Origin of the sequence: Kribbella aluminosa, from assembly GCF_017876295.1 — a bacterium.
GTDB classification, from domain to species: Bacteria; Actinomycetota; Actinomycetes; order Propionibacteriales; family Kribbellaceae; genus Kribbella; species Kribbella aluminosa.
In genome coordinates this window covers 1,627,282-1,653,311 of the sequence record NZ_JAGINT010000002.1, presented here as the reverse complement: position 1 = coordinate 1,653,311, position 26,030 = coordinate 1,627,282, and the positions used below count along the sequence as shown (strand labels likewise).

24 protein-coding genes are annotated in these 26,030 nt (G+C 68.8%); 17 read left to right on the top strand and 7 right to left on the bottom strand.

The features are described 5' to 3' along the window. The first annotated feature begins 131 nt into the window (after nt 1-131). Genes JOF29_RS29320 through JOF29_RS29285 form a run of 8 tightly spaced genes read left to right on the top strand, consistent with a single transcriptional unit; the run spans nt 132 to nt 6,454 of the window. Nucleotides 132-1,130 carry a Bug family tripartite tricarboxylate transporter substrate binding protein gene (locus JOF29_RS29320; protein WP_209697637.1) on the top strand — a complete coding sequence of 333 codons (999 nt, stop codon included), beginning with the start codon at nt 132-134 and terminating at the stop codon, nt 1,128-1,130. Then, nucleotides 1,127-1,639 carry a tripartite tricarboxylate transporter TctB family protein gene (locus tag JOF29_RS29315; protein WP_209697636.1) on the top strand — a complete coding sequence of 171 codons (513 nt, stop codon included), beginning with the start codon at nt 1,127-1,129 and terminating at the stop codon, nt 1,637-1,639. The genes JOF29_RS29320 and JOF29_RS29315 overlap by 4 nt, the downstream gene beginning before the upstream one ends. Beyond that, on the top strand, nt 1,639-3,147 hold the full coding sequence (locus tag JOF29_RS29310; protein ID WP_209697635.1) for a tripartite tricarboxylate transporter permease: 1,509 nt from the start codon (nt 1,639-1,641) through the stop codon (nt 3,145-3,147). The genes JOF29_RS29315 and JOF29_RS29310 overlap by 1 nt, the downstream gene beginning before the upstream one ends. Before the next feature lie 10 nt (nt 3,148-3,157). Beyond that, complete coding sequence (locus tag JOF29_RS29305; protein ID WP_209697634.1) at nt 3,158-3,592, top strand: EVE domain-containing protein; 435 nt, start codon at nt 3,158-3,160, stop codon at nt 3,590-3,592. A 30-nt stretch (nt 3,593-3,622) separates the two neighbouring features. Continuing rightward, nucleotides 3,623-3,982, top strand: coding sequence for an ArsR/SmtB family transcription factor (locus JOF29_RS29300; protein ID WP_209697633.1), 360 nt, complete (start codon nt 3,623-3,625; stop codon nt 3,980-3,982). After that, complete coding sequence (locus JOF29_RS29295; protein ID WP_209697632.1) at nt 3,969-4,475, top strand: SRPBCC family protein; 507 nt, start codon at nt 3,969-3,971, stop codon at nt 4,473-4,475. Before JOF29_RS29300 ends, JOF29_RS29295 begins: the two co-directional genes overlap by 14 nt. Continuing rightward, nucleotides 4,475-5,143 carry a dihydrofolate reductase family protein gene (locus JOF29_RS29290; RefSeq protein WP_209697631.1) on the top strand — a complete coding sequence of 223 codons (669 nt, stop codon included), beginning with the start codon at nt 4,475-4,477 and terminating at the stop codon, nt 5,141-5,143. Before JOF29_RS29295 ends, JOF29_RS29290 begins: the two co-directional genes overlap by 1 nt. Before the next feature lie 36 nt (nt 5,144-5,179). Next, nucleotides 5,180-6,454, top strand: a complete 1,275-nt coding sequence (locus JOF29_RS29285) for a winged helix-turn-helix domain-containing protein (RefSeq protein ID WP_209697630.1) — start codon at nt 5,180-5,182, stop codon at nt 6,452-6,454. 127 nt (nt 6,455-6,581) lie between these two features. Here the strand turns inward: JOF29_RS29285 and JOF29_RS29280 are convergent, their stop codons facing one another. From JOF29_RS29280 to JOF29_RS29265, 4 genes are read right to left on the bottom strand one after another with little or no spacing between them, the layout of a single operon-like run. After that, nucleotides 6,582-7,832 (bottom strand): MFS transporter, encoded by a 1,251-nt coding sequence (locus JOF29_RS29280; RefSeq protein ID WP_209697629.1) that lies wholly within the window; start codon nt 7,830-7,832, stop codon nt 6,582-6,584. Next, entirely contained in the window at nt 7,832-9,223 is a 1,392-nt protein-coding gene (locus tag JOF29_RS29275; protein WP_209697628.1) for a GH1 family beta-glucosidase, read from the bottom strand. The genes JOF29_RS29280 and JOF29_RS29275 overlap by 1 nt, the downstream gene beginning before the upstream one ends. Continuing rightward, entirely contained in the window at nt 9,213-9,806 is a 594-nt protein-coding gene (locus JOF29_RS29270) for a YbjQ family protein (RefSeq protein WP_209697627.1), read from the bottom strand. The genes JOF29_RS29275 and JOF29_RS29270 overlap by 11 nt, the downstream gene beginning before the upstream one ends. 32 nt (nt 9,807-9,838) lie before the next feature. Further along, nucleotides 9,839-12,991, bottom strand: a complete 3,153-nt coding sequence (locus JOF29_RS29265) for a penicillin acylase family protein (protein WP_209697626.1) — start codon at nt 12,989-12,991, stop codon at nt 9,839-9,841. Nucleotides 12,992-13,083: 92 nt separating this feature from the next. Between JOF29_RS29265 and JOF29_RS29260 the strand changes: the two genes are divergently transcribed. Then, nucleotides 13,084-14,196 carry an aminotransferase class V-fold PLP-dependent enzyme gene (locus tag JOF29_RS29260; protein ID WP_307863754.1) on the top strand — a complete coding sequence of 371 codons (1,113 nt, stop codon included), beginning with the start codon at nt 13,084-13,086 and terminating at the stop codon, nt 14,194-14,196. 127 nt (nt 14,197-14,323) lie between these two features. Here JOF29_RS29260 and JOF29_RS43715 read toward each other — a convergent pair whose 3' ends face one another. After that, complete coding sequence (locus JOF29_RS43715) at nt 14,324-16,249, bottom strand: DEAD/DEAH box helicase (protein ID WP_209697625.1); 1,926 nt, start codon at nt 16,247-16,249, stop codon at nt 14,324-14,326. Nucleotides 16,250-16,591: 342 nt separating this feature from the next. On the opposite strand from JOF29_RS43715, the gene soxR reads away from it, so the two are divergent. From soxR to snpA, 3 genes are all read left to right on the top strand, one after another. After that, entirely contained in the window at nt 16,592-17,065 is a 474-nt protein-coding gene (soxR, locus tag JOF29_RS29250; protein ID WP_209697624.1) for a redox-sensitive transcriptional activator SoxR, read from the top strand. 131 nt (nt 17,066-17,196) lie between these two features. After that, complete coding sequence (locus JOF29_RS29245; RefSeq protein WP_209697623.1) at nt 17,197-17,400, top strand: hypothetical protein; 204 nt, start codon at nt 17,197-17,199, stop codon at nt 17,398-17,400. Between the two features lie 164 nt (nt 17,401-17,564). Further along, nucleotides 17,565-18,239: a snapalysin gene (gene snpA, locus JOF29_RS29240; protein WP_209697622.1), complete on the top strand. Its 675-nt coding sequence runs from the start codon at nt 17,565-17,567 to the stop codon at nt 18,237-18,239. A 145-nt stretch (nt 18,240-18,384) separates the two neighbouring features. On the opposite strand, the gene JOF29_RS29235 is transcribed toward snpA, so the two are convergent. Further along, nucleotides 18,385-19,404 carry a LacI family DNA-binding transcriptional regulator gene (locus JOF29_RS29235; protein WP_209697621.1) on the bottom strand — a complete coding sequence of 340 codons (1,020 nt, stop codon included), beginning with the start codon at nt 19,402-19,404 and terminating at the stop codon, nt 18,385-18,387. Between the two features lie 223 nt (nt 19,405-19,627). Here JOF29_RS29235 and JOF29_RS29230 point away from each other — a divergent pair, with 223 nt between their 5' ends. Continuing rightward, entirely contained in the window at nt 19,628-20,704 is a 1,077-nt protein-coding gene (locus tag JOF29_RS29230; protein WP_209697620.1) for an ABC transporter ATP-binding protein, read from the top strand. Between the two features lie 59 nt (nt 20,705-20,763). Here the strand turns inward: JOF29_RS29230 and JOF29_RS29225 are convergent, their stop codons facing one another. After that, on the bottom strand, nt 20,764-21,714 hold the full coding sequence (locus tag JOF29_RS29225; RefSeq protein ID WP_209697619.1) for a glycosyltransferase family 2 protein: 951 nt from the start codon (nt 21,712-21,714) through the stop codon (nt 20,764-20,766). 105 nt (nt 21,715-21,819) lie between these two features. Here JOF29_RS29225 and JOF29_RS29220 point away from each other — a divergent pair, with 105 nt between their 5' ends. The 4 genes from JOF29_RS29220 (at nt 21,820) to JOF29_RS29205 (ending at nt 26,029) form a co-directional block, all read left to right on the top strand. Then, nucleotides 21,820-24,324, top strand: a complete 2,505-nt coding sequence (locus tag JOF29_RS29220; protein ID WP_209697618.1) for a YfhO family protein — start codon at nt 21,820-21,822, stop codon at nt 24,322-24,324. A 169-nt stretch (nt 24,325-24,493) separates the two neighbouring features. Beyond that, on the top strand, nt 24,494-24,790 hold the full coding sequence (locus JOF29_RS29215) for a metal-sensitive transcriptional regulator (protein WP_209697617.1): 297 nt from the start codon (nt 24,494-24,496) through the stop codon (nt 24,788-24,790). A gap of 58 nt (nt 24,791-24,848) precedes the next feature. Next, on the top strand, nt 24,849-25,070 hold the full coding sequence (locus tag JOF29_RS29210) for a heavy-metal-associated domain-containing protein (RefSeq protein ID WP_209697616.1): 222 nt from the start codon (nt 24,849-24,851) through the stop codon (nt 25,068-25,070). Then, nucleotides 25,067-26,029, top strand: coding sequence for a DUF8832 domain-containing protein (locus tag JOF29_RS29205; RefSeq protein ID WP_209697615.1), 963 nt, complete (start codon nt 25,067-25,069; stop codon nt 26,027-26,029). The genes JOF29_RS29210 and JOF29_RS29205 overlap by 4 nt, the downstream gene beginning before the upstream one ends. Nucleotide 26,030 lies beyond the last annotated feature (1 nt).

The following is a 26,030-nucleotide window of genomic DNA, read 5'->3' as shown; positions in this document are numbered from 1 at the left end:
GCCACAGTTCACCCTGATTCCGCCTGTGACCACAATGAACTCAACCACCGCTGCGGCCACAACGCAGACGTCGAGTTCACCGGAGGTCCACGATCGTCGCCACCTGAACTCTCCCGAAAGGAATCCGCCACATGAGGTCCAGGCCACTGCTGATCGCGGCACTTGCGGTGCTCAGCGTCACCGCGTGCGGGGCGACGGCGAACAAGACGGATGCGGCGAACGAGGACGGCGGGAAGCCGGCCACCGGTTTGCGGCTGATGGTGCCGAACACGGCCGGCGGCGGGTACGACACCACCGCCCGGGTCGCCGCGAAGGCGATGGAGGACGCGAAGATCGCCACCGGCGTACAGGTGTTCAACCTGCCCGGCGCCGGCGGCACGGTCGGCCTGCAACGGGTCGTGAACGAGAAGGGCAACGGCAAGCTCGCGATGCAGATGGGCCTCGGCGTCGTCGGTGCGACGTACACGTCGAAGTCCAAGGCCACGCTCACCCAGACCACCCCGATCGCGAAGATGATCGAGGAGGCCGGCGCGATCGTCGTGCCGAAGAACTCCCCGTACAAGACGATCCAGGACCTGGTCACCGCCTGGAAGGCGAACCCGAAGGGGATGGCGGTCGGCGGCGGCTCGTCGCCGGGCGGGCCGGACCACCTGCTGCCGATGCAGCTCGCGCAGGCGGTCGGCATCGAGCCGAAGGACGTCAACTTCGTCTCGTACGACGGCGGCGGCGAACTGCTGCCCGCACTGCTGGGGAGCAAGATCGCCTTCGGGACCAGCGGTTTCGGCGAGTTCCTCGACCAGGTGGACAGCGGCCAGGTTCGGGTACTCGCGGTGAGCAGCGAGCAGCCGATCGAGGCGCTGAAGGACGTGCCGACGCTGAAGGGCTCCGGGATCGACCTGGTCTTCACCAACTGGCGCGGGATCGTGGCACCGCCCGGGATCAGCGACGCGGACAAGAAGATCTGGATCGACGCGCTGACCAAGATGCACGACTCCGCCGAATGGAAGGCCGAGGAGAAGAAGCACGGCTGGACCGACGCGTTCGTCACCGGCGACGAGTTCGGCAAGTTCCTCACCGACCAGGACAAGGCCGTCGCGGACATCCTGACGAAGCTCGGTCTGGCCTCGTGAGCGCCGCCGAGGCTCAGCACGAGACTCGGCGGGACACGGCGCAGTACGGAGTGTGCGGGTTCCTGGCGGTGGTCGGCGTCCTGGTGATCGTCGACGCCGCCCGGCTCCCGCACATTGCCACCAGCAACGACCCGATCGGGCCGAAACCGGTACCGATCGTGCTCGGCGTACTGCTGCTGGTGGTCGCTGCGCTGTACGCCGTGAACGTGGCCCGCGGCGGTACCGGCGCGGCCGAGGAGGGTGAGGACGTCGACGTGACGTCCCCGGTCGACTGGCGCACCGTACTGCTGCTGATCGCCGCGTTCGTGATCAACCTGGCGACCATCGAGCCGCTCGGCTGGGTGATCAGCGGGACCCTGCTGTTCTGGGGTTCGGCGTTCGCGCTCGGCAGCCGGCACCACGTCCGCAACCTGTTCATCGCGGTCGCGCTGGCGCTGATCACCTTCTACGGGTTCGCGATCGGGCTCGGGGTCGGCCTGCCGGCCGGCGTACTGCAAGGGATTCTCTGATGGACAACCTGATGAACCTGCTGAACGGGTTCGGCGACGTGCTCGCCCCGGTCAACCTGCTGCTCGCGCTGCTCGGTGTCACCGTCGGTACGGCGGTCGGTGTACTGCCCGGGATTGGTCCGGCGATGACGGTCGCGCTGCTGCTGCCGGTCACGTACGGGCTGGAGCCGGTGCAGGCGTTCATCATGTTCGCCGGCATCTTCTACGGCGGCATGTACGGCGGCTCCACCACGTCGATCCTGCTGAACACGCCCGGGGAGTCGTCATCGGTGGTGACGGCGATCGAGGGCAACAAGATGGCCCGCGCCGGACGGGCCGCGCAGGCGCTCGCGACGGCCGCGATCGGGTCGTTCGTCGCGGGCACGATCGGGACCATGCTGCTGGTGCTGGTCGCGCCGCAGGTGGTGAAGTTCGCGATCAGCCTGGGTGCGCCGGACTACCTGGCGATCATGCTGCTCGCGTTCGCGGGCGCCACGTCGGTGCTCGGGTCGTCGCGGATCCGCGGGCTCGCGGCGCTGCTGCTCGGGCTGGTGATCGGCCTGGTCGGGATCGACAAGGTGACCGGCCAGCAGCGGCTCACGCTCGGTGTTCCACAGCTTGCCGACGGCATCGACGTCGTAGTGGTTGCCGTCGGCATCTTCGCGGTCGGCGAGGCGCTCTGGGTGGCAGCGCATCTGCGGCGCAACCCCGGCACCGTGATCCCGGTCGGCCGCCCGTGGATGGGCAAGTCGGACTGGCGACGGTCGTGGAAGCCCTGGCTGCGGGGTACGGCGTTCGGATTCCCCATCGGGGCACTGCCGGCCGGCGGCGCGGAGATCCCGACGTTCCTGTCGTACGCGACCGAGAAGAAGCTGTCCAAGCACCCGGAGGAGTTCGGGAACGGCGCGATCGAGGGCGTCGCCGGGCCGGAGGCGGCGAACAACGCGTCCGCGGCCGGCACGCTCGTACCGATGCTCGCACTCGGCCTGCCGACGAACGCGACGGCGGCAGTGATGCTGGCCGCGTTCACGTCGTACGGCATCCAGCCCGGACCGCTGCTGTTCCAGCGCGAGCCGAAGCTGGTGTGGGCGCTGATCGCGAGCCTGTTCATCGGCAACCTGTTCCTGCTGCTGCTCAACCTGCCGCTCGCGCCGGCGTGGGCGAAGCTCCTGCAGATCCCGCGCCCGTACCTGTACGCCGGGATCATCTTCTTCGCCTCGATGGGTGCGTACGCCGTGAACGCGCAGCCGCTCGACCTGCTGCTGCTCCTGCTGCTCGGGCTGCTCGGCTTCGGGATGCGCCGCTTCGGTCTGCCGGTACTGCCGCTGATCATCGGCGTGATCCTCGGCCCGATCGCGGAACGGCAGGCCCGGATGGCGCTGCAGCTGTCCAACGGCGACGTCTCCGGTCTGGTCGGCGGGCCGGTCGCGTATGTGATCTACGTGGCGATCCTGCTGATGATCGCCTGGCCGCTGATCGCGAGACTGCGCCGGAAAATCATGACAAAGGATGTCGTACTTTCGGCCTGACGATGGGTGCATGAACGATCTGCACAGGGCCTGGCTGGGCGTGGTCTCCGCGGACCACGCCCAGCGCGCTGTTTCCGGCGGCTTCATCCAGCTCAACCACGGCAAGCGGTACGGCGTCGCACGGCTGCGGCGAGGCGACGGGTTCGCGATCTACTCCCCGACCGAGCGGTACCGCGAGAAGCAGCCGTTGCGGGCGTTCACGGCGCTCGGAGTGGTTGCCGACGACGCGCCGTACCAGGCCGAACCGATGGCGATGGGCGACCGCGGCACGATCCAGCCGTGGCGCCGCCGGATCGAGTTCCTGCCGGTCCACCGGGCGATGCTCCGCGACGTCGAGCTCGAGCTGACCAGGGGCGCGAACTGGGGTTACCAGCTCCGCCGCGGTCTCGTCCCGCTCGAGGTCGCCGATTTCCAGGCTTTGCGCGACCTCATGACGACCGCTTGACGTATGCCGATATCGGCATATGATTTCGGTATGGCACGGGCGGCGACGACCTCGGATGCGTTCAACGCGATCGCGGAGCCGCAGCGTCGGGAGATTCTGGTGTTGCTGCGCGGCGGGGAGCGGCCGGTGACCGAGTTGGCCAGGGATCTGGGGATGAGTCAGCCGCAGGCGTCCAAGCACCTGCGGGTGTTGCGGGAGGTCGGTCTCGTGCGGGTTCGCGGTGCGGGCAAGCAGCGGCTGTACGACCTGGACGCGCACGGGCTGCGACCGGTGCACGAGTGGGTCGGCGGGTTCGAGCAGTTCTGGAACGAGAGCTTCGGCCGGCTGGACGAGTACGTGCAGGAGCTCAGGCAGGAAAGGCGAAAGGGACCACAGGATGACGACCAGTAACGGCGGCTCGGTAGCGGACCGCGAGATCGTGGTCTCCCGGACGATCGGCGCCCCACGGGAGCTGGTGTTCGAGGCGTTCACCGAAGTCCGGCACCTGTCGCAGTGGTGGGGACCGGCGGGCTTCAGCACCAAGACGCGGTCCTTCGAGTTCCGCGTCGGCGGCGACTGGGACTTCGTGATGCACGGACCGGACGGGACCGAGTACCAGGAGTGGATCACCTGGTCCGAGATCGACCCGCCGGAGCGGATCGCGATGGTCCACGGCGAGTCCCGCGACGACCCGAACGCCTTCGCGTCGGAGATCGTCTTCGAGCCGGCCGGCGAGCAGACCCGGATCGTCATGCGCGCGGTGTTCCCCACCAGGGAGCTGCGCGACGACGCGGTGGAGAAGTACCACGCGATCGAAGGCGGAGAGCAGACGCTGCACAACCTGGCGACGTACGTCGCCGAACTCATCGGAAAGACTGAACTCACAGGAGAGGAAGGGCACTGATGGCCGGAAAGGTATTCTTCGGCGTGACGATGTCGCTCGACGGCTTCATCGCGCCGGTCCCGGACGTGACCGTCGCGGAGGTGTTCGCACCCGAGAGCCAGAGCGATCCGCGGGTCCAGCGCTGGCTGCGGAAGTGGTCGGAGTTGCAGGCGTGGTTGTTCCCGCAGCGGTCCTTCCGGGAGAACCTCAAGCTCGGCGAGGGCGGCGAGGAAGGGCTCGACGACGACCTGTCCAAGGCGACGCAGGAGCGGATCGGCGCGAACGTGATGGGCAAGCGGATGTTCGACGGTGGTGAGCGGGCCTGGCCGGAGGAGGCGCCGTTCCACACGCCGGTGTACGTCGTCACCCACACCGAGCGGGAGCCGTGGGAGCGCCCGGGCGGTACGACGTTCCACTTCGTCAACGACGGAATCGAGAGCGCGCTGTTCCAGGCCCGCGAGGCCGCCGGCGACCAGGACATCCGCGTCTCCGGTGGCGCCGAGCTGATCCAGCAGTTCCTGAACGCCGGGCTGATCGACGAGTTCTCGATCTCGCTCGCACCCGTACTGTTCGGCACCGGCATCCGCCTGTTCGACAATGTCGACGCCGACCGCATCCTGCTGGAGCAGACGCGCGTGGATCCGTCGTCCCAGGTGACCCACCTGACGTACACCGTGTCCAAGCGGTAGAGCCGATGACCCGGTGACGCGCTATACGTTCGAGTCATGGTGGCCGTGGGTGACGAGGTCTCGACGGGGGTTGCGCGGCGGATCGCGCTGAGCGCACAAGGATTCGGCGAGGCGCATCAACCGGGTGATGCGCGGTGGGCGATCCGGCGGGCCGGCGTACTGCAGCTGGATTCGGTGAACGTGCTGTGCCGGTCGCACTATCTGCCGGTGTACGCGCGGGTCGGCGACTATCCGCGGGCAAGGCTGGACGAGCTGAGTTGGGGCGCCGAGCGGGAGCTGTTCGAGTACTTCTGGGGCCACAAGGCCGCGCTGATCCCGCTCACCAACTACCCGCTGATGCGCTGGCGGATGCGGGCGGCCGAGCGGCAGGTGTGGGACGAGGAGCTCAGCCCGGACGTGTCCGCGCCGTGGTCGGTGGTCGCGGGGATGCGACGGCTGACCGCGGAGCGGCCCGGGTACGTCGACCAGGTGCTGCAACTGGTTGCCGAACGGGGGCCGCTGACCGCGGGCGAGGCGAGCCCGGACGGCGTACGGCGCAAGCGCACCGACCCTGACCCGGATCCGACCACCGGCAAGATGTGGAACTGGCAGGACGCGAAGATCGCGATCGAGTACCTGTTCTGCACCGGGCGGGTGACGATCGCGGGGCGGCGGCACTTCGAGCGGATCTACGACCTGACCGAGCGGGTGCTGCCCGCCGCCGTACTCGACGCACCGGAGCCGACCGCGGCCGAGGCGCGCCGCGAGCTGGTCCGGATCGCGGCGCGCGGGCTCGGGATCGGGACCCTGCGCGAGCTCTGCGGCGGTACCGGGCAGGCACACTTTCCGTTGCCGGCAGCAACTGGTCGCGAGGTGGTCGGGGAGCTGGTGGAGGCCGGTGAGCTGGTGCCGGTCCGGGTCGAGGGGGTGAAGCAGCAGTCCTATCGCTGGCACGAGGCGACGGATCGTCCGGTGGACGCTCGGGCGCTGCTCTCGCCGTTCGACCCGCTGATCTGGAACCGCGATCGCACCCAGCGGCTGTTCGACTTCTTCTACCGGATCAGCATCTACACGCCGGCGCCGCAACGCGTCCACGGGTACTACGTCCTGCCGTTCCTGCTCGGCGACCAACTCGTCGCCCGCGTCGACCTCAAGTCGGACCGCCAGGCCTCGACGTTGGTCGTCCCCACGCTCACCCCGGAGCCCGGCGCCCCCGACCTCACCGGCCCACTGGCCGCCGAACTCCACCAGCTGGCCACCTGGCTGAATCTCGACCACATCCAGGTCACCGCAACCTCCCCCGCAGCGAAGGCGTTGACCCGCCACCTCTGAACAGATGCTGGGGTCGGCGTACCGACGGACGGGCAGTGGTGCGGCTGCGGCGGGCTGGGCAGGCGTGCGCGCGGTGGAGATGGCGGCGGAGGGTGCACCACTGCCCGTTCTTCGGTACGCCTTCGGGCTAGGCGACAGCGCGGATGCGGGTGACCAGGACGCCGGCGAGGACGGTGACGGCGGATGCGAGGAGGTAGAGGACCGGGTAGCCGCCCAGGTGTTTGACGATCGGGGCGGCGAGGACCGGGGCGAGGACCTGGGGCAGGGAGTTGGCGATGTTGATCACGCCGAGGTCCTTCGCGCGGTCGCGGGCGTTCGGGAGGACCTCGGTGAGCAGGGCGAAGTCGACGGACAGGTACACGCCGAAGCCGGCGCCGAGGACGATCGCGCCGGTGATCGCGCCGGTCCAGGTCGGCCAGACGGCGAGGATCACGCCGGCCACGGCCATCACCCAGCCGGACGCGGTGACGAAGACCTTGCGGCGGGCGGAGCGGTCCGACCAGCGGCCGAAGCTGATCGCGGTCGTCAGTACGCAGGCGCTGTAGATCGCGGTCAGGATCAGTACGCCGGTGTCCGGGTCGGTGACCCCTACCTCGTCCTGGAGGTAGTAGAAGAGGTAGAGGGTGCCCAGGGCGTTGCCCACGTTGAACAGGAACCGGGTCAGCCAGGCCCAGGCGAAGTCCGGGTAGCGGCGCGGGCTGATCCAGAAGCTCTTCAGGAAGTCGGGCAGGACGAACGCCGGTCGCTCCGGCAACCGCTGGTCGTGGCTGCGGAGCAGGTACGGGACGACGGACAGCAGCAGGAAGACGGCGCAGGCGACGTACCCGAGGGTGTAGCTGTTGAAGGCCACCGCGAGGGCCGTTCCGACCAGTGCGCCGAGGACCTGCGAGATGGCGACCCAGCCGCCGACCACTCCGCGTTGTGCGACCGGGACACGGTCCGGGACGACTGCGGTGGCGGCCGCCAGGAGCGCGTTGCCGAAGAGCTGCATCAGGCACCACCCGATCAGCATCAGCACGATCACCCGGGCGCCCGACAGGATCCCGAGACCGATGGCACCACCAACGGCTCCCGCGACCACCCACGGCACCCGCCGCCCGAACCGCGAACTGGTCCGGTCCGAGATCGCCCCGAACGCCGGATTGGCCACCACCGACACGGCCGCCCCGACCCCGGTCACCAACCCGAACACGAACTCCTTGTTGCCCGGAGCAACCGCCTCCGACTGCTTGGCCAGCAGCACCTGAATCGGCCCCAGCCAGGCCGCGAACACCCCCACATTCGCCAGTACGACGGCCGCCGTCCACCCACCCCGCACCCGCGCGGTAGGTTCCACCAACGCAGCCGCGACCCGCGGCTCGGCCCCCTCCCGATTCATCAGCGATTCTGGGCTATCAGTGCCTGGAGCCAGAAGTACGAAGCCTTCGGAGTCCGCTCCAACGTCTTGAAGTCGACATGTACCAGACCGAAGCGCTGGGAGTACCCGGCCGCCCACTCGAAGTTGTCCAGCAGAGACCATTGGAAGTACCCACGGACGTCGATCCCGTCGTCGATCGCCGACTTCAGCGAGCGCAGGTACCCGTCCAGGTAGTCGATCCGGCGCTGATCCGCCACCACCCCGTCGACGGGCCCGTCGTTGATCGCGCAGCCGTTCTCGGTGATGTAGATCGGCGGCAGCTTGTCGCCGTACCGGTCGCGGAAGATCCGCAAAGTCTCCCCGAAGGCATCGGGCACGATCGGCCAGCCGAAGTCCGTGGTCGGGTAACCAGGCAGGGTCCGCGGCTCGAACGGCAGACCAGGCGGCAGTTGTACGCCGTCGGTCGCGGCCGTGTCGGCCTGACCGGTAGCGGCGCCGACCGACACCGGCGCGTAGTGGTTGATGCCGAAGAAGTCGAGCGGCGTCGAGATGATCGCGAGGTCGTCGGCGACCGGGCCGGGCATCCCGTCGCCCATCCCCCACGGGTACTCACCGAGGATGACCGGATCGGCGAACATCCAGTTGATCAGGTTGTCGTACAGCCCGGCCGCTTCCCGGTCCTCAGGACTGTCACTGGCCGGCCAGGCCGGCGCGTGGTTCGACGCGATACCGATCTGCTCAGCCCCGGCAGCCCGCAGCGCCTGCACCGCGCGGCCGTGTGCCAGCAGCTGATGATGCGCAACCGGCAGCGCGTCGAACAGCAACTCTTTCCCAGGCGCGTGCGCACCGAGCGAGTACCCCATCAGCGTCAGCACCATCGGCTCGTTGATGGTGATCCACAGCGGCACCCGGTCCGCGAACCGAGCCCCGAGGATCCCGGCGTACTCCGCGAACCGCTCCGTGATGTCCCGGTTCAGCCAGCCGCCTGCGTCCTCGAGCGGCTGCGGCGTGTCCCAGTGGTAGAGCGTCGGCGCCGGCTGGATCCCGGCGCCGAGCAGCGCGTCGATGAGCCGGTCGTAGAAGTCCAGACCGGCCGCGTTCCCCGGGCCGCTCCCGGTCGGCTGGATCCGCGGCCACGCGAACGAGAACCGGTACGTGTCGACCCCGAGCTCACGCATCAACGCGACGTCATCGGCGTACCGGTGGTAGTGGTCGCAGGCAACGGCACCGGTGTCGCCGTCGAGGATCTTCCCGGGCTCGGCGCAGAACGTGTCCCAGGTGGAGGTGCCGCGACCACCCTCGGCCACGGCACCCTCGATCTGGTACGCCGACGTCGACACACCCCAGCGGAATCCGGGCGGCAGTACCAGTTTTTCGCTCGCTGCGCTCGGCGGGGTGAAGTCAGCTGTCATTCGCATCATCCTCATCGGGTTTGGAGTCCTGCGGACGCGGCGGCTCCACCTTCTGCACCACGACCGCCGTACCGTAGGCGGCCACCTCGCTCATCGTGTTCGCGATCTCGTTGCAGTCGAACCGCATCGCGAGGATCGCGTTCGCGCCCATCTGTTGCGCCATCTGGCTCATCCGCAGCACGGCGACGTGCCGGGACTCGGCCAGCATCTGGGTGTACTCCGGCACCTCGCCGCCGCCGAGCGACCGGAAGCTCGCGGTGAAGTTCGACCCGAAGTCGCGACTCCGGACGGTCAGCCCGAACACCTCGCCGAACACCTTCTCCGCGGTGTACCCGGGCAGGTCGTTCATCGTCGAGACCAGCACCGGGTACGGCGACCCCTGCGGCGCGACGTGCGGCACGTTGGACGGCGCCGGCTGCTGGTACCCACCCGGCTGACCGTACCCCTGCTGCTGCGGCGGCCCCTGCTGGTACCCGGGCGGGGCTTGATTCTGGGGAGGGCCCTGGTACCCCGGAGGCGGGCCTTGCTGGTAGCCCGGCTGCTGCGGCGGATACGGCTGGTTCGGAGGAAAGTTCTGTGTCATGCACTCATCCTGGCATCACCATCTGCTGTGTCTCATTGCTGGTAGGCCTGCAGCTCATACAGCGAATACCCGTAGGACGTCGCCCGCTGCGTCCCCGTCACCCGCACGTACCGGGCCGGTACGGCGCTGAACCGGACCACGTCCTCCCCGCCGTTCCCGGCCGTCGTCGCGTACACCTGCTGCCACGTCGACCCGTCCCGGGAGACCTCGACCCGGTAGCCCTTCGCGTACGCCGCCTCCCACTGCAGCACCACCCGGCCGACCGTCTGCTCGTTGCCGAGGTCAACCTTCAGCCACTGCGGATCCGACCAGTCGCTCGCCCACCGGGTGTCGAGCTTGCCGTCGACCGCCTGCGCAGGCGGCGAGTTGTACCAGCCCTTCTCGTAACTGCTCGCGGTCGCCGTCTTCCCGGCCGCCAGGTTGCTGACGTCGTCGCCGCGCTTCGCCGGGAACTCGACCACCTGCTGGTACGTCGGCCGGTTCACCCAGGCGATCCGGTCCTGGGTGATGCCGCCCATCGGGTTGTGCGCGATCTGGTCGGCGCAGAACTGGTCACCGGCCGCACAGTCGGCGGTCGCCGGGTACGTCGTGGTCGCCGGCGTCTTGGTTGCCCCCAGCAAGGTCTCCGTCAGCACCGACCTGCAGCCGGCCAACGTTCCGCCGCCGCAGTACGTCACCGGCTGCGAGGCCTTCACAGGATCGCCGAGCACCTTGCGCAGGTCGCGTTGGACGAAGCCCCACCAGCCGCTCTGGAAGGACGATCCCTGCGCGCTCGGCCGCTCGTCGATCTTCAGGTTCGCGGTCAGCGCGCTGTAGAGATCCGGTCCGAGGTCCTTGAACTCGGCCGGGACAAGCAGGGGCCACCAAGCATCCAGCAACTGAATGGCGTCGGCGTTGCCGTAGGTCCGGGACGACGCGTTGGGGGTCTTGCGGTGGGCGCCGGACTGTTGCCAAGCCGTCAGCTTGGCGACCGCGTCGGCGATAGCCGGGTCGGTGATCGGTGCGGACTTCAGGACGCGCAGCAGGTACGGCAGCACCTGGTCGCCGCGGAGGTCGACGGTGGCGGCGTCCTCCATCGCCTCGACCAGCCTGCCGCGGGTGAACTTCTGCCCGCTGCCGATGACGGCCTTGATCCGGTCGTCGAGCGGCTGGCTGCGGTAGACCGCGTTGTACCCCCACTGCCCGTCCGAGGCGGAGTACCCGGGTGCCTGTTTGTTGTTCCAGCTGGTCAGGTAGTCCTGGTTCACGACCTGCGGGTGCTGCGCCGGCGGCGTGTAGGTGGCGCGGTTCGTGTCCGGGTTCCAGCCCTTCCACTCGTACGAGCTCCAGGTCGGCAGGTTCGGGTCGGCGCCGTCCGCGCGGACCGGGTTGTCGCCGGAGTTGAAGTACGCGATCGAGTTCTTGTCCGTGTAGAACCAGTTGAACGTGTACCCGATGTTCGCCGCGGCCTTCTGGAAGTCGGCGGCCGAGTGGATCCTGTCCGGGTCGTTGAACTGCATGAACCCGAGCGCCGACCCCGCCTCGTTACCGTACGTCGACCGGTTCTTCGTGAACAGAACAGGTTTTCCGCCCACCGTTCCGCGGTGTGTCACGATGCCGTACTTGGTGCGCAGGGCAACCAACGTGTACGACCCGGCAGGCTCCGAGGACCCGAGGCTGGAGTACCACGAGTTGTGCCGCTCGAGCCGCTCGATCGGTACGCACTGGCCACGGAAAACGTAGTACTGCGAGGTTTTCGTCGGCGTTCCGCCACCGGGTTCGCACAGCGGTACGGCGAACGTGTCGGTGATGTCCTGCCCGGCGGACGTGGCGCTCCACGAGTAGTCCGGGCCGCGGCCGATCAGCGTGTAGAAGTTGAGCCCGGCGAAAGCGATTCCCCGCGAGCTGACGCCGGGGCCTTGCAACTCCTGGCGCAGCAGCAACTGCGGGGCGAAGTACCCGGTCTGTGGGCCGAAGACCGCGATCGGGTTGCCGCTCTGGGTGTGCGCGCCGGAAACCAGGAGTGCGTTCGACATTCCTTTCTTTCCGAAGCCCTCCGGGAACAGGCCCTTGTCGAAGATGCCCTTGAGTGCTTCGGATCCCTTCGGCGCGGGCTTTGCGGCCGCCGTCTTGTTCGCGGTCTGGTCGATCACCTCGGGTTCCGCGGTGACCGAGCCGCGGTCCGGCAGCGCGCGACCGGCCGGGTTCGGCCCGGTGCTCCCGTACGGGAAGGTCGTCCCGTTGTGCACCGTCGTACTGGCCTCGGGGTCGTTCTGCGAGCGGAACGACTCCCACACCTTGGTGCCCTGGGCAACGCCGTACTTCGCCTGCGCCTCGAGCAACGCCAGCGCGGACGTCACCTCGGAACCACCGCCGGTGCCGAAGATGCCCGCGACCACGGCCGCGGTGGCCACCACGTCGGTGACCTTCCAGTGCGGCGTCGGCCACTGCAGACCGAGTGCGACGTACTCACCGGGGTAGCCGATCCCGACCGTGTCGATGTAGTGGTTGACGCCGTCGACCCAGGCCTGGATGTCCTGCTGCATCTTCACGCCGTCGGCGCCGTACAGCGTGGCGGCGGCGTCGAACTGCCGCTGCAGATCGGCCTCGGTGTACGGCGCGGTCCGCCAGAACTCCTGCTCGAACTCGCGGTTCGCCGCGGCACCGCCCGCGAACGGCGTCAGCTGACCGCGCCCGAGGTGCCGGAACACGTCCATCACGAACAGCCGGTCCTGCGCGCCGGCGTACCCGGCACCGAACATCGTGCCGAGCCGGGTGGTGCCGGTGATGTGCGGGATTCCGCGCGACTTGTCGCGGACGATCGTCACGTCGCTGCGCGGCTGGACGGTGCTTGCCACGTCGTCCGGTTTCACCCCGAACGACGAGTCGTCGTAGTACGGCGCGAGGCCGTCGTCGGTGATGCCCTGCGAGTTCCAGGCCAGGTCCTGGTACGGCTTCAGGCTGTCGCTGAAATGCGGCGGACGGACTCCCAACGCCTTGAAGGCAAGGAGATCCGTGAATGTCGCGCTGCCGTTCTGGCCTGGCGGCAGGATGTCACGACATTGCCCAAGGCAATAATCCGTGGGATCCGCGGCAACTGCTCGCGGCGCTGCTTGGGTCGGCGCCGGCAGCGCGGCAAGGACGGCGACGACGGCGGCTACGGCGGCCGTCGCGCGAAGGCGGGTGCGAAGTGCGGGGCGGGGCACGGTCCCTCCTCAGGTCGGTAAAAGTGAGAATGACTCACGAGTAGCTTGAGGTCAATAACTTGCCACCGACAGACTCTCGCCAATTGCGGTCCGTGACCACTACGCTCAGCAACACCATGAGCATCCACGATCGTTATCGATTGAGTGTGGTGATCAACGCCAGGGGGACGTACACCCCGCTCGGGGTGTCCCGGAGTTCCGACGGTGTCGCGGCTGCCGTCGCCCAGGCGCTGCCTGAGTTCTTCGTGCTGGACGAGCTGCGCGACCGGGCGAGCGAGGCGATCGCGCAGGTCACCGGCGCCCAGGCGGGGGCCGTCGTGCACTGCACCGCGGCCGGGATCACGCTCGCGGTCGCGGCCACGATGACCGGCGGCGATCCACGCCGTACGGCGGCGTTGCCGGACACGACCGACATGCACAACCGAGTCGTCCTGCCGGCCTGCCACGTGGTCGACTACGGCCACTCGAACCTGCAGGGCATCCGGCTGGCCGGCGCCCAGGTGGATCTGGCCGGCGACGAGGACGGCTGCACGCTCGCCGACCTGGAGGCCGAGCTCGACGGGCCGGACGTCGCCTGCCTGATGCTGGTGTCGTCGCGGCTGACCCGCGGCGAGCCGATCGACCTGGCGGCGGCGATCAAGGCCGCGCACCGCCGCGGCGTACCGGCGATCATCGACGGTGCGGCGCAGTTCCCGCAGATCGCGGACCTGCTCGCCACCGGCGCGGACCTGGTGCTGGTCAGCGGGCAGAAGTACCTCGGCTCGCCGACCGCCGGGCTGGTCGCCGGGACCTGGGCGCTGGTGCAGGCGGTACGGGCGCAGGACAAGGGCATCGGCCGGGTGATGAAGCCGACCAAGGAAGCGATCGTCGGCGTACTCGCGGCGCTCGAGGAGTGGCAGGCGATCGACCGGGTGAAATGGCAGGCGGACGAGCGCGCCAAGGTGGACGCGTTCGTGACCGCGGTGTCGCGGATCCCCGGCGCCGGGGTCACGGCGGTCCCGGACTCGACCGGCCTGCAGGTGTCACGGGTACTGCTGAAGGTGGAGGACGCCAAACGCGTCGCCACCGAGCTCGAGGCCGGTACCCCGCCGATCTACGTGATGACCGACCGAGTCGCCGACGACGAACTGATGCTCGAACTGGTCCCCCTGAACGCCGACGAGATCGCCACCGTCCTGGCCCGCCTCTGGGCCGTCCTCACCTGACCCACCCCAGCCAGCTCCGGCCGGCGGGGACCGTTTGAGGGGTTAACCCCTCACCTTGCCCCTTCACCTCCTGCATGCGAGGGGTGAAGGGGCGGTTTACGGGGTTAACCCCTCAAACGGCCGAGGGTTAGTGCTGGTAGGACTTGCCGTCGGTACGGCGGGGTCCGCTGCGGCGCGGGCCGTTGCCGCCGCGGCTGTCGTGACCGCGCCCCGGGCGGTTGTTGCCGAAGCGCTTTCCGCCGCCCTTGGCGAAGCGCTGCGGCTTCGGGGCGGGGAGCTTCACCGGATACCCGGACGGCTTGCTGCCGCCGGTCAGCTCGGTCACCAGCTCGTCGCCCGGACGGGCCCGAACCGGCTCGGTCTTCACACCGGCGGACTCGGCCATCCGGATCATCCCGCGCCGCTGGTGCGGCAGCACGAGCGTGACAACCGCGCCCTTGCCACCGGCACGCGCCGTACGACCGGCACGGTGCAGGTAGTCCTTGTGCTCGGCCGGCGGGTCGGCCTGGACGACCAGACCGACGTCGTCGACGTGGATGCCGCGGGCCGCGACGTCCGTCGCCACCAGCACCGGAACCGACCCGTCCTTGAACTGGTCGAGCGTCCGGTTCCGCATGCCCTGGGTCAGGCCGCCGTGCAGCGCCGCCGCCATCACACCGCGGTCGCGCAGCTGGGTGGCGATCCGGTCGGCGCCCAGCTTGGTACGGACGAACACGATGGTCCGGCCGTCGCGGCTGGCCAGCTCGGCCGTCAGCGACTGCTTGTGCGCCGGCTCGATCACCAGCAGGTGGTGCTCCATCGTGCTGACCGTCGCCTGGCCGGACTCGGTCGAGTGCTGCACCGGGTCCTTCAGGTAGGTCTTCACGATCTTGTCGACGTCGTTGTCCAGGGTCGCGGAGAACAGCAGCCGCTGGCCCTCGGGCGGGGTCATGTCGAGCAGCGTGGTGACCGCCGGCATGAAGCCCATGTCGCACATGTGGTCGGCCTCGTCGAGTACGGCGACCTCGACCGCGCCGAGGTCGGCCGCGCCCTGCTCGCACAGGTCGATCAGCCGGCCCGGGGTGGCGATCAGCAGGTCGACACCACGACGCAGCGACTCGATCTGCTTCGGGTACGGGAGTCCGCCGGCGATCAGCTTGAGCGACACGTTCATCACGTGCGCCAGCGGCTCGAGGGCGTCGTGCACCTGCATCGCGAGCTCACGGGTCGGGACCAGGATCATGCCGCGCGGACGGCGTGACTCGGTGTGGCCGCCGGCGAGGCGCATCAGCGTCGGGAGACCGAAGCCGAGGGTCTTGCCGGAACCGGTCTGGCCGCGGCCGAGCACGTCCTTGCCGGCCAGCGCGTCCGGGATGGTCGCAGCCTGGATCGGGAACGGCGCGGTGATGCCGTCCCGGGCCAGCCGCTGGACCAGCCGCGGGGCGAGCCCGAGCGCCGCGAACTGGTTGTCCTCGGCAACAGTCCCGAGGTCGACCGGCTCGTCCTTGCGGTCGCTCTTCTCGAACCGCGGCTTCTCGTCCCGCTCGAACCTCCGGTTGTCCCGGTTGCTGTCGCGGTTGCTGTCCCGATTGCTGTACTGCGGCCGATCGTCCCGGTTGTAGCGCGGACGCTCGTCCCGGTTGAACGACGGCTTGTCGACCCGGTTGTACGCCGGTTTGTCGTCCCGGTTGTAAGACGGCTTGTCGTCCCGCTGGTACGACGAACGGCTGTCGCGGTTGTACTGCGGCTTGTCGTCCCGGTTGAACGACGGCTTGTCGTCGCGGTTGTAGGACGGCCGGTCCTGGGCGCGGTCAGCGCGGTTGGATTGCGGCCGGTCGGTGCGGTTGTACTGCGGCCGGTCGTCGCGGCTGGACTGCCCGTTGCGCTGCCCGCGGTCGGCGCGGGGCTGCTCGGAGCGGTACCCCTTGACCGGCGTGCTGTCTTCACGGGGTGCTTCGTACGTCGGCTCCGCGGCCAGGCGTTCGCCGTACGACTGGTTCTGGTGCTTCTTGTGCCGCGGCTTCTTGAACCGCCCGTCGGCGGAATCGGCGTCGAACTGGTGGTGCTGGGTCACGCAAACTCTCTCTCGTATTCACGGACGAGGGGCGCCGGATCGCAGCCGCACGTGAGCGCCGGTCAGGAAAACATGACCGGACTACGTACTCAGCAGGAGACGGGCATCGACCTGCGGGTGCTATCGCGTTGCACCCATGTCGCCGGAAACTTCAGCCGGATGCTGAAACCGACGGGTCGGAGCGCCTGGGAACATCTCTGGTGACGCGACGCGCGCACCGACACCAGAAAAGTATAACCGATCGTGACGACCACCCTGACCAGCAGACCAGCCACCCGACTGGTCCACTGAAACACTTCAAGCATGCTTGAGTGTTTGGAGCACCGTTCTAGGGTGGCGGGTATGGGAGAGGACAACGTCCCGAGTAAGGACCATTGGCTCTCGATCGGGGAGATCGCGCAGCGGTCCGGAGTGGCGGCATCGGCGTTGCGGTTCTACGAGGACCAGGGCCTGATTGCGTCCCGCCGTACCGCGGGGAACCAGCGGCAGTACCAGCGCAGTACGTTGCGCAGGATCGCGTTCGTGCAGGCCGCGCAGCGGGTCGGGCTTGCGCTCGCCGAGATCAGGAGCGCGCTGGACTCGCTGCCCGAGGACCGGACGCCGACCCGCGCCGACTGGAGCAAGCTGTCGAAGTCGTGGCGCAGCCGCCTCGACGACCGGATCGCCGAGCTCGAGCGCCTCCGCGACGACCTCGACACCTGTATCGGCTGCGGCTGCCTGAGCCTGCAACGCTGCAACCTCTACAACAAGGAGGACCGCCTCTCCACCCGCGGCCCCGGCGCCCGCCTGCTGAACGTCGGCATCCCCGAGGCTTAGGCCAGCAGCCCGCGTTCCACCACGCCGACCACCCGTTCGGCGCCGGCGACCGCATCCGCGGGGCCGCGTCGACGGCTGCGGCGACAGCCGCGGCACCGGCCGGCACCGGGCCTGACACCTGCTCGTTCGCCGTGTGGGACGACAAACCATCAACTCCCGCTGCCCACTGGGCATGGCCGGACCTGAAGTCGCTGGCGGCGATCACCGACCTGTACGCCATCGACGCGCTCGGCGAGCCAGGCATGAGCGTGCAGACCAGGCCGATGCGATCAACGGCGAGTACCCGGGCCGGATCGCGGCCGACGTACCGCGCGTTCCTGGCCGCTCGCCCATAGCCGAGCGGTTATGGCCGGCATAGAACGGCCGGCGGGAATCGCGGGTTATCCCCAGGGTTTCGCGGGAAGCGATGCGCGACCGGTGGAGTTCTTGGCAGCATCCGAATGTGGCGATCGGTAATCCGCCCGTCGCTATCCGCCACCGATTTCGGAGTGAGGCCTCCATGTCGCATCGCCGTATCCTGTCCAGTCTCGCGGGGCTCGCCGCCGCCGTACTGGCCGTCCCCGCGCTCGCAGCGTCCCCCTCGACTGCCGCGCCTGCCACTACCGTCTCCACCGCCGCGTCCCGTGCGGCGTACGTCGGCTCGCCCCAGGACGAGGCCGCCACCAAGGCGTTCTACGACGCCGTGATGAAGTCCGCCCGGGCCAAGCTGGCCAAGCAGGCCGCGAAGGGCCAGAAGGTCAGTGCGGTCACCGTGACGTACGCGGTCGACGCGCCGACGTTCGCGTCCCAGATCGCCTCCAGCGCGCAGATCTGGAACTCGTCGGTGAGCAACGTGAAGCTCGCCGAGGGAAGCAACTACGACTTCTACTACACCGAGGGCAACGACTCACGCGGCTCGTACGCGTCGACCGACGGCCACGGCAGCGGGTACGTCTTCATCGACTACACGCAGGCCCAGCAGTACGACAAGACCCGCATCGTCGCCCACGAAACCGGCCACGTCCTCGGCCTCCCCGACCACTACTCCGGCCCCTGCTCCGAGCTGATGTCCGGCGGCGGCCCCGGCCCGTCGTGCACCAACCCGTACCCCGACTCCACCGAACGCTCCAAGGTCAACCAACTCTGGGCCAACGGCCTCACCACCACAGCCACCCCCTTCCACATCTCCAAGTAGTCCGGACCTGCGTGCAGGCAGAACCCCCGTTCCCACGGCCCGAACACCCCAGATCGCGGGGTTCTGCATGCACCCACGTCCACCACCACCCGAACCTCCGGCCCGGAGCCGCCCGGCAGGGGACGGCCCCGGGCCGGAGCTCGTTTCAACGGGCCGGGCCGGTGGAGTTGCGGACGACGAGTTCTGGGCGGAAGAGGAATTCGGTGTGGGGGGTGGCGTGGCCTCGGACCTCTTCCAGGAGGGACTGGACGGCGGCTAGGCCCATCGCCTGGACGGGTTGGCGGATGGTGGTCATGGGTGGGTCGGTGAACTCCATCATGGGGGCGTCGTCGTAGCCGACCACGGAGAGATCGCCGGGGACCGACAGGCCGCGGTGGCGGGCGGCGCGGATGGCGCCGAGGGCCATCATGTCGGAGCCGCAGACGACCGCGGTGACGCCGGCGTCCAGCAACTGGCGGCCGGCCGCCTCGCCGCCCTCGACGCCGAACATGCTGAGGGCAACCATCGGGTCCAGGTCGTCGTCGGACAACCCGAGCTGGGCCTTCATCGAGGTCCGGTAACCGGCCAGTTTCCGCTGCACCACCAGGAACCGCTCCGGCCCGGAGGCGAACCCGATCCGGCGGTGGCCGAGGGCAACCAGGTGCGAGACCGCCAGCTCCATCGCGGCGTACTCGTCGGACGACACGAACGGCGCCTCCACCGACGGCAGCCAGCCGTTCACGAAGACCACCGGCAGCCGGCGTTCGACCAGCGCCTGGTACCGCTCGTGGTCGGCGCCGGTGTCCGCGTGCAGACCGGAGACGAAGATGATCCCGGAGACGCCGCGCTCGAGCAGCATCTCGACGTACTCCTCCTCGGTCGCGCCGGACGGGGACTGCGTGCAGAGCACCGGGGTGTACCCGCGCTGCGACAGCGCCGACTCGATCACCTGCGCGAACGCCGGGAAGATCGGGTTCATCAGCTCCGGCATCACCAGCCCGATCAGCCCGGCGGACCGCCGCCGCAACCGCGCCGGCCGTTCGAACCCGAGGACGTCCAGAGCGGTCAGCACGGACTGTTTGGTGTCCTCCGCGACCCCCGGCTTCCCGTTCAGCACCCGGGAGACCGTCGCCTCACTGACCCCCGCCTTGGCCGCGATGTCCACCAGCCGCGCTCTACTGCTCACGCCCGGCACTGTACCCAGCGACGGCTGACATTTCAGCAAGATCCTGCAAGAACTTGCAGACTGCGTGCCGGTGTCCACTCCGTGAACAGAATGGACACATCACACCCCACAAACCTTGTCAGGACGAGTGGCGCCGGGCGAGGATAGGCGGACTCCCCCGCCCGGGGGCGAACCTTTACTCGGATCGTCCGGCACGTTCCTGCCGGTGAAGGGAAGTACAGTCATGGCTACTGTGTCGTTCAAGGCGGCAACCCGGATCTACCCCGGTGGTGACACCCCCGCCGTCGACAAGCTCAACCTCGAGATCGAGGACGGCGAGTTCATGGTGCTCGTCGGCCCGTCGGGCTGCGGTAAGTCCACCTCGCTCCGGATGCTCGCCGGCCTCGAAGAGGTCAACGAGGGCTCCATCTACATCGGCGACCGCGACGTCACGCACCGCCCGCCGAAAGAGCGGGACATCGCGATGGTGTTCCAGAACTACGCGCTCTACCCGCACATGTCGGTCGCCGACAACATGGGCTTCGCACTGAAGATGCAGGGCGTGTCCAAGGAGGACCGCGCCAAGCGAGTGATGGAGGCCGCCAAGCTGCTCGGCCTGGAGGAGTACCTGGAGCGCAAGCCGAAGGCACTGTCCGGTGGTCAGCGTCAGCGGGTCGCGATGGGTCGCGCGATCGTGCGTAACCCGCAGGTCTTCCTGATGGACGAGCCGCTGTCGAACCTCGACGCCAAGCTCCGGGTCCAGACCCGTACCCAGATCGCCGAGCTGCAGCAGCGCCTCGGGGTCACGACCGTGTACGTCACGCACGACCAGGTCGAGGCCATGACGATGGGTGACCGGGTCGCGGTCCTCAAGGACGGTCTGCTCCAGCAGGTCGACACCCCGCTGAACCTGTACGACGGCCCGAAGAACAAGTTCGTCGCGGGCTTCATCGGCTCGCCGGCGATGAACCTGCTGACCGCCGACATCGTCGACGGTGGCGCGAAGGTCGGCGACTACACCATCCCGATCGCCCGCGACGTGCTGGCCAAGGCCGGCAGCGACAAGACCCTGACCGTCGGCGTTCGCCCGGAGGCCTTCAAGGTCGCCGACGAGGGCCTGCCGGTGAAGGTCGCCGTGGTCGAGGAGCTCGGCGCCGACGCGTACCTGTACGGCACCACGGAGCACGGCGACCAGACGCAGATCGTGGCCCGCATCGACGCACGGATGGCGGTCGAGAAGGGCTCGACGGTCCGCCTCGCGGCGGTGCCGGACAAGCTGCACCTGTTCTCGACGTCCACCGAGGAGCGGCTCACCGTCTGAGCCTCAGCAGTACCTCTACCGGCCTCGGGTGGCTCGTCCACCCGGGGCCGGTGCCATCTTCAACTACTCCGCTCCAGCCGGTCCACCGGGTCCAGGTTGGTCTGTTTGAGCAGGTAGTGCGGGCGCTTCTTGGTCTCGTAGTAGATCCGGCCGATGTACTCGCCGATCAGCCCGAGCATCACCATCTGGAGCCCGCCGAGGCCGGTGATCGCCGCGATCAGCGTGACGTACCCGGGCATGTCGACCCCGTGCAGGATCGCCGCCACCAGGACCCAGACGGCGTACCCGGCGGCGACCGCGGTGAGCAGCAGGCCGACGTAGATCGCGGCCCGCAGCGGCTTGTTGTTGAACGACAGCAGCCCGTCCAGGCCGTACTCGAGCAGCCGACGGAACGTCCAGCGGCTCTTCCGGTCCGGCGACGACTGCACGTTGTCGTACTCGAACAGGATCGACTCGAACCCGATCCAGGCGAACAGCCCCTTCGAGAACCGGTTGTACTCGTTCAGCTCGAGCAGTCCGTCGACCGCCCGCCGGGACAGCAGCCGGAAGTCGCCGACCCCGTCCATCAGCTCGACGTCGGCCCACTTGTTGATCAGCCAGTAGTACGCCCGCGCGAACAGCGTCCGGGTGGCCGGGTCGCCGGTCCGGTTCCGGCGCGCGATCACCTGGTCGAAGCCGCGCTCGTACTCCGCGAGCATCCGGCCGATCAGCTCCGGCGGGTGCTGCAGGTCGGCGTCCATGATCACCACCGCGTCACCGGTCGCGTACCGGAGGCCCGCCAGCATCGCGGCCTCCTTGCCGAAGTTCCGGCTGAAAGACAGGTACCTGACTGATTCGTCGGTGGCTGCCAACCCGACGAGGGCGTCGAGCGTCCCATCAGCACTACCGTCGTCGACGTACACGATCTCGTACGGACGACCGGTTCCGGCGAGCTCCTGGCTCAGTGCCTGATGGAACCGGGAGATCACCTCGACCTCGTTGTAACACGGCACCACCAGACTCAACCGCATCGTTGTCCCCGCCCGCCCAGTCCGTAGACCATGGTGCGATTCTTATCCAGACCAGTACTACCGGCTAGCTTTGGCGGCCGAACGATCGGAACGAAGGGGCGGCCAGTGGTTTCCGAGGACGCTGTCGAACAACAGGCCCCGCGGGGGCGTTCGGCACTACTCCCTGCCGGCGTCGCCGCTGTCGGGGTGACGGTGGTGTTCGTCGCCTCCGGACTCATCCGTGGTACCTATCCCTTCGGTTCGCTGTCCCGCAGTACCAACGATCTTGGCACGCAGTACGTCCCCTTCTTCGCCCACCTGTGGGACATCCTGCACGGTCAGGCCCAGGGCGACCTGCTGTTCAACTGGCAGAGCGCGTTCGGCGTCGGCTTCTGGGCCGACCTCGGCGTCGATCTCGGCAGCCCATTGTCCCTGCTGGTGGGCCTGTTCCCGCGCGACCGGGTCGATCTCGCCGTCTTCGTCATCACCACTCTCAAGCTCAGCCTGGCCGCCGCCGCGATGGCCGCCGCCCTGCTCAAGATGCGTCCCGGCCCCCGGTGGGTCGCCGCGATGCTGGGCATCTCGTACGGCGTCTGCGGATGGGCGCTCGACGACGGATCCTACGTGCCGATGTGGCTGGACGGTCTGATCGCCCTGCCGATGTTCTTCCTGGTCGCGGAATGGTCACTGCGCCGGACCAACCGGGTGCTGAGTGTGCTGGTGGTGGCAGTCTTCTGGCTGTCCAACTTCTACACCGCCTACATGGCAACGTTCGCGGGTGGGGTCTACCTGCTCGCCCGGCTGCTGAGCAGCGACCTCAGCTGGTCGCTGCGGCTCCGGTCGGTGGTGCGGCACGGAGTCTCGTTCGTGCTCGGCATGGGCTTGATCGCGCCCATCCTGCTACCGATCATCCTCGCCAATCGCGCCGCAACGCCGTCCCCGTCCGGGAACTTCCACCCGTCGTCCATCGGCGTGTTCCTGTCCCGGCTGCTGCCGCTGACCGAGGGCGTCGGCAAGACCGCGAGCCTGTACGTCGGCACGCTCGCCCTGCTGCTCGCGCTGACGATGCCGTTCAACAAGTTCGTGCCGTGGCGGTCGAAGGTGATCTGGGTGATCACGATCGTCGGCGTGGCGCTGACCTTCCGTTGGGGACCGACGCAGGCGTTCTGGCACGCGTTCGACACCCCGAACGGCAGCCAGTACCGCGAGGCGTTCGTCCTCTGCGGCCTGCTTGTCGCGGCGGCGTGGATCTCGGTCGCGCACAAGCTGCCCGGGCCGCTCGCGCTGCTCGGCGGCGGTGCACTGCTCGCGCTGATCGCCGTAGTGGCCGACGGCAGCCCGTTGCTGAAGGCGCGCTGGCTGACGGCGCTGGGCGTTTCCGGAGCGGTCGCTTTGGTTGCGTTCGGCACCATTTGGCTGCTGCGCCGAAGCCCGAACACCCGGCGGCTCCGGCTCCCGGTGGCGGCAGCGTTCGCCGTACTGCTGGCGGTCGTGGGGCTGGAGGCGACCTGGAGCGCGGTCGTCACCGACGAGTACCGGAGCAAGATGCTCGGCGCGTCCGCGGACCCGTGGAGCGCCAAGATGACCGCGCGGTACGACGAGCTCCGCAAGGTCGGCGACTGGCCGAAGTACCGGACCGAACCGGGGACCTCGATCACGCCGAACGACCCGATGCTGCTCGGGGGCCAGGGCGCGGGCCTGTACAGCAGCCTCCTGCCGTACTCCGTCAACCAGATGATGACCGGCCTCGGGTTCGGCTGGTCCGGGTACGGGCGGGCGTCGCGGACGCTCGACAACCCGGTGACCGACGCGATCTTCTCGGTCGGCGCCCGGATGCGGCTGATCGACAGCAACCCGCACATCAGCAAGGCGACGGTGCCCCCGCTGGTCACGGTACGCCGCCGCCTGGACCCGGCGATCCCGACCGACACCAACGCGCCGAACGCCTACCTCGCGCAGGAGCGACTGCTCGGGTCGACGGTGTACGAGGTCCCGGAGTACAAGGGCACCCGGCTCGCCACAGGCGACGTGAAGCTGGTTGCGACATGTGCTCCCACGAGTACGGCGTACCTGTTCATGCCGCGCGTCGGCGGGCGCGCCCGGCTGGCCGGCGGCGGCTGGCTTTACCTGAGCGCGACGCGCCGGCCCGGGATCAACACCAGCAGCGCGATGATCAAGCTGGGCACGGTGCCGAAGTCCGGGGCCGTGCAGGTCGAGGTCAACTTCGGCGAGGATCCGCAGGGGATCCCGCCGCACAACGCGATCGGCTGCTTCAGCCCGGTCGCGCTCGAGAAGGCTGTGACGACGCTGCGCGCGACCGGGGCCAAGGTTGTGCGGACCGGCGGGCACTCCTTGCACGCGACGCTCCCCGCGGGCAGCAAGGGCTGGGCGGTCATCGGCGTACCGAAGATCGACGGCTGGTCCTGCAAGGCCGGTGGCCAAGCACAGGCCCCCAGCGAGTTCGGCGGCTTGATGGCCGTCCCGCTGACCAACGGGGCGACCACGGTCGACTGCACGTTCACCCCGCCCGGCCTGAGCCGCGGGCTGGCGATCGCGGCGGCCGCCGCCGTGCTGACCCTCGGGATCGCGGGCATCGGAGCAGTACGCCGCCGCCGGCGCGCCACGAGCTGACGTAGCTCGCTCGGGGGCAGATCCGGTCAGCCCCCGCCCTCGGTGACAACTGATCTGCGTATACCCCCTGCCCGTATCGACGGAAGACTTGCGTTCGATACCCGCAGGGGGTACCTTCAGGTGCGTGGAGATACCCCCGAGGGGTAGTCGAGGCGACGGAGGGCCGGAGATGAGCAGCGAGCACGTGCACGGGTACAGCGCCGAGAAGGACCGGCATCTGAAGCGGTTGCGGCGGATCGAAGGGCAGGTTCGTGGGCTGCAGCGGATGGTCGAGGAGGACCAGTACTGCATCGACATCCTGACTCAGGTGTCGGCGGCCACGAAGGCGTTGCAGTCGTTCTCGCTGGAGTTGCTCGACGAGCATCTGTCGCACTGTGTGGTCGAGGCCGCGCAGAAGGGCGGTCCGGAGGCCGACGAGAAGGTTCGCGAAGCCTCCGAGGCGATCGCCCGACTCGTCCGCAGCTGACCACGTCCGGCCCAGCCCTCCACCTGTTGCGAACCGTTTTCGAGCAAGGAGCATCGATATGAGCACCACTACTACCTACTCCGTGTCCGGCATGACCTGTGGGCACTGCACGTCGGCGGTTACCGAGGAGATCAGCAAGCTGGTCGGCGTCCAGGATGTGCAGATCGATCTCGTCGCGGGTGGCACCTCCGCGGTGCGCGTGACGAGTGAGTCCGCGCTGGACGAGTCCGCCGTACGGGATGCCGTCGACGAGGCGGGCTACGCACTGGCGGCGTCGTGAACCGGGCCGCCGCGCTCCGGCTCGGCGCGTTCGCCGGTGCGATCGCGCTCGCCTTCGGCGCGGCGTTCGGCATCGGCTCCGCGATCGACCCGGTCGCGGCGGCCGACGGCACCTCCGCGGCCCCTGCTCACGGAGAGGAGATGGGTGGAATGGAAGGGCACGACGCAGCCGGGCAACTGCCTGGTCTGGCAGTCTCCGACGCGGGCTACACGCTCACGCCGGCGAAGACGTTCTTCACCTCGGGTCAGCAGACCGAGTTGCGCTTCACGATCCAAGGGCCGGACGGCAGGCCGGTCACGCAGTACACGAAGACCCACGAGAAGGACCTGCACCTGATCGTGGTACGGCGGGACCTGTCCGGGTTCCACCATGTGCATCCGGTGCTGGCGGCGGACGGGACGTGGAGCATCCCGTTCACGTTCACCGCCGGCGGGACCTGGCGGCTGTACGCCGACTTCCAGCCGGCCGGGCACGACAGCACGATCACGCTCGGTACGGACGTCAACGTCACCGGGATGTACGTCCCGGTCCCGGTCGCCGAGCCGGCCGGCGTCTACAGCTTCCACGGGTACGACGTGACGCTGCAGGGCACCCCGGTCGCGGGTAAGGAGTCCGAGTTGACGTTCAAGGTCACCCGCGACGGCAAGCCCGTCACCGATCTGCAGCCGTACCTGGGCGCCTTCGGGCACCTGGTGTCGCTGCGCGGCGGTGACCTGGCGTACCTGCACAACCATCCGGCGGAGCACGCCGAGCCGGGTGCGAAGGGCGGTCCGGAGGTCACGTTCGCGACGACCTTCCCGACCGCGGGGACGTACAGCCTGTTCCTGGACTTCCAGCACGCCGGCGCGGTCCACACCGCCGAGTTCACCGTCAAGGTCGGCTCGACCCGAGCGGCGATCGTTCCACCGACAGCAACCACCACGACCCCGGGGCACGCGGAAACGCCCCACGGCCACTGAG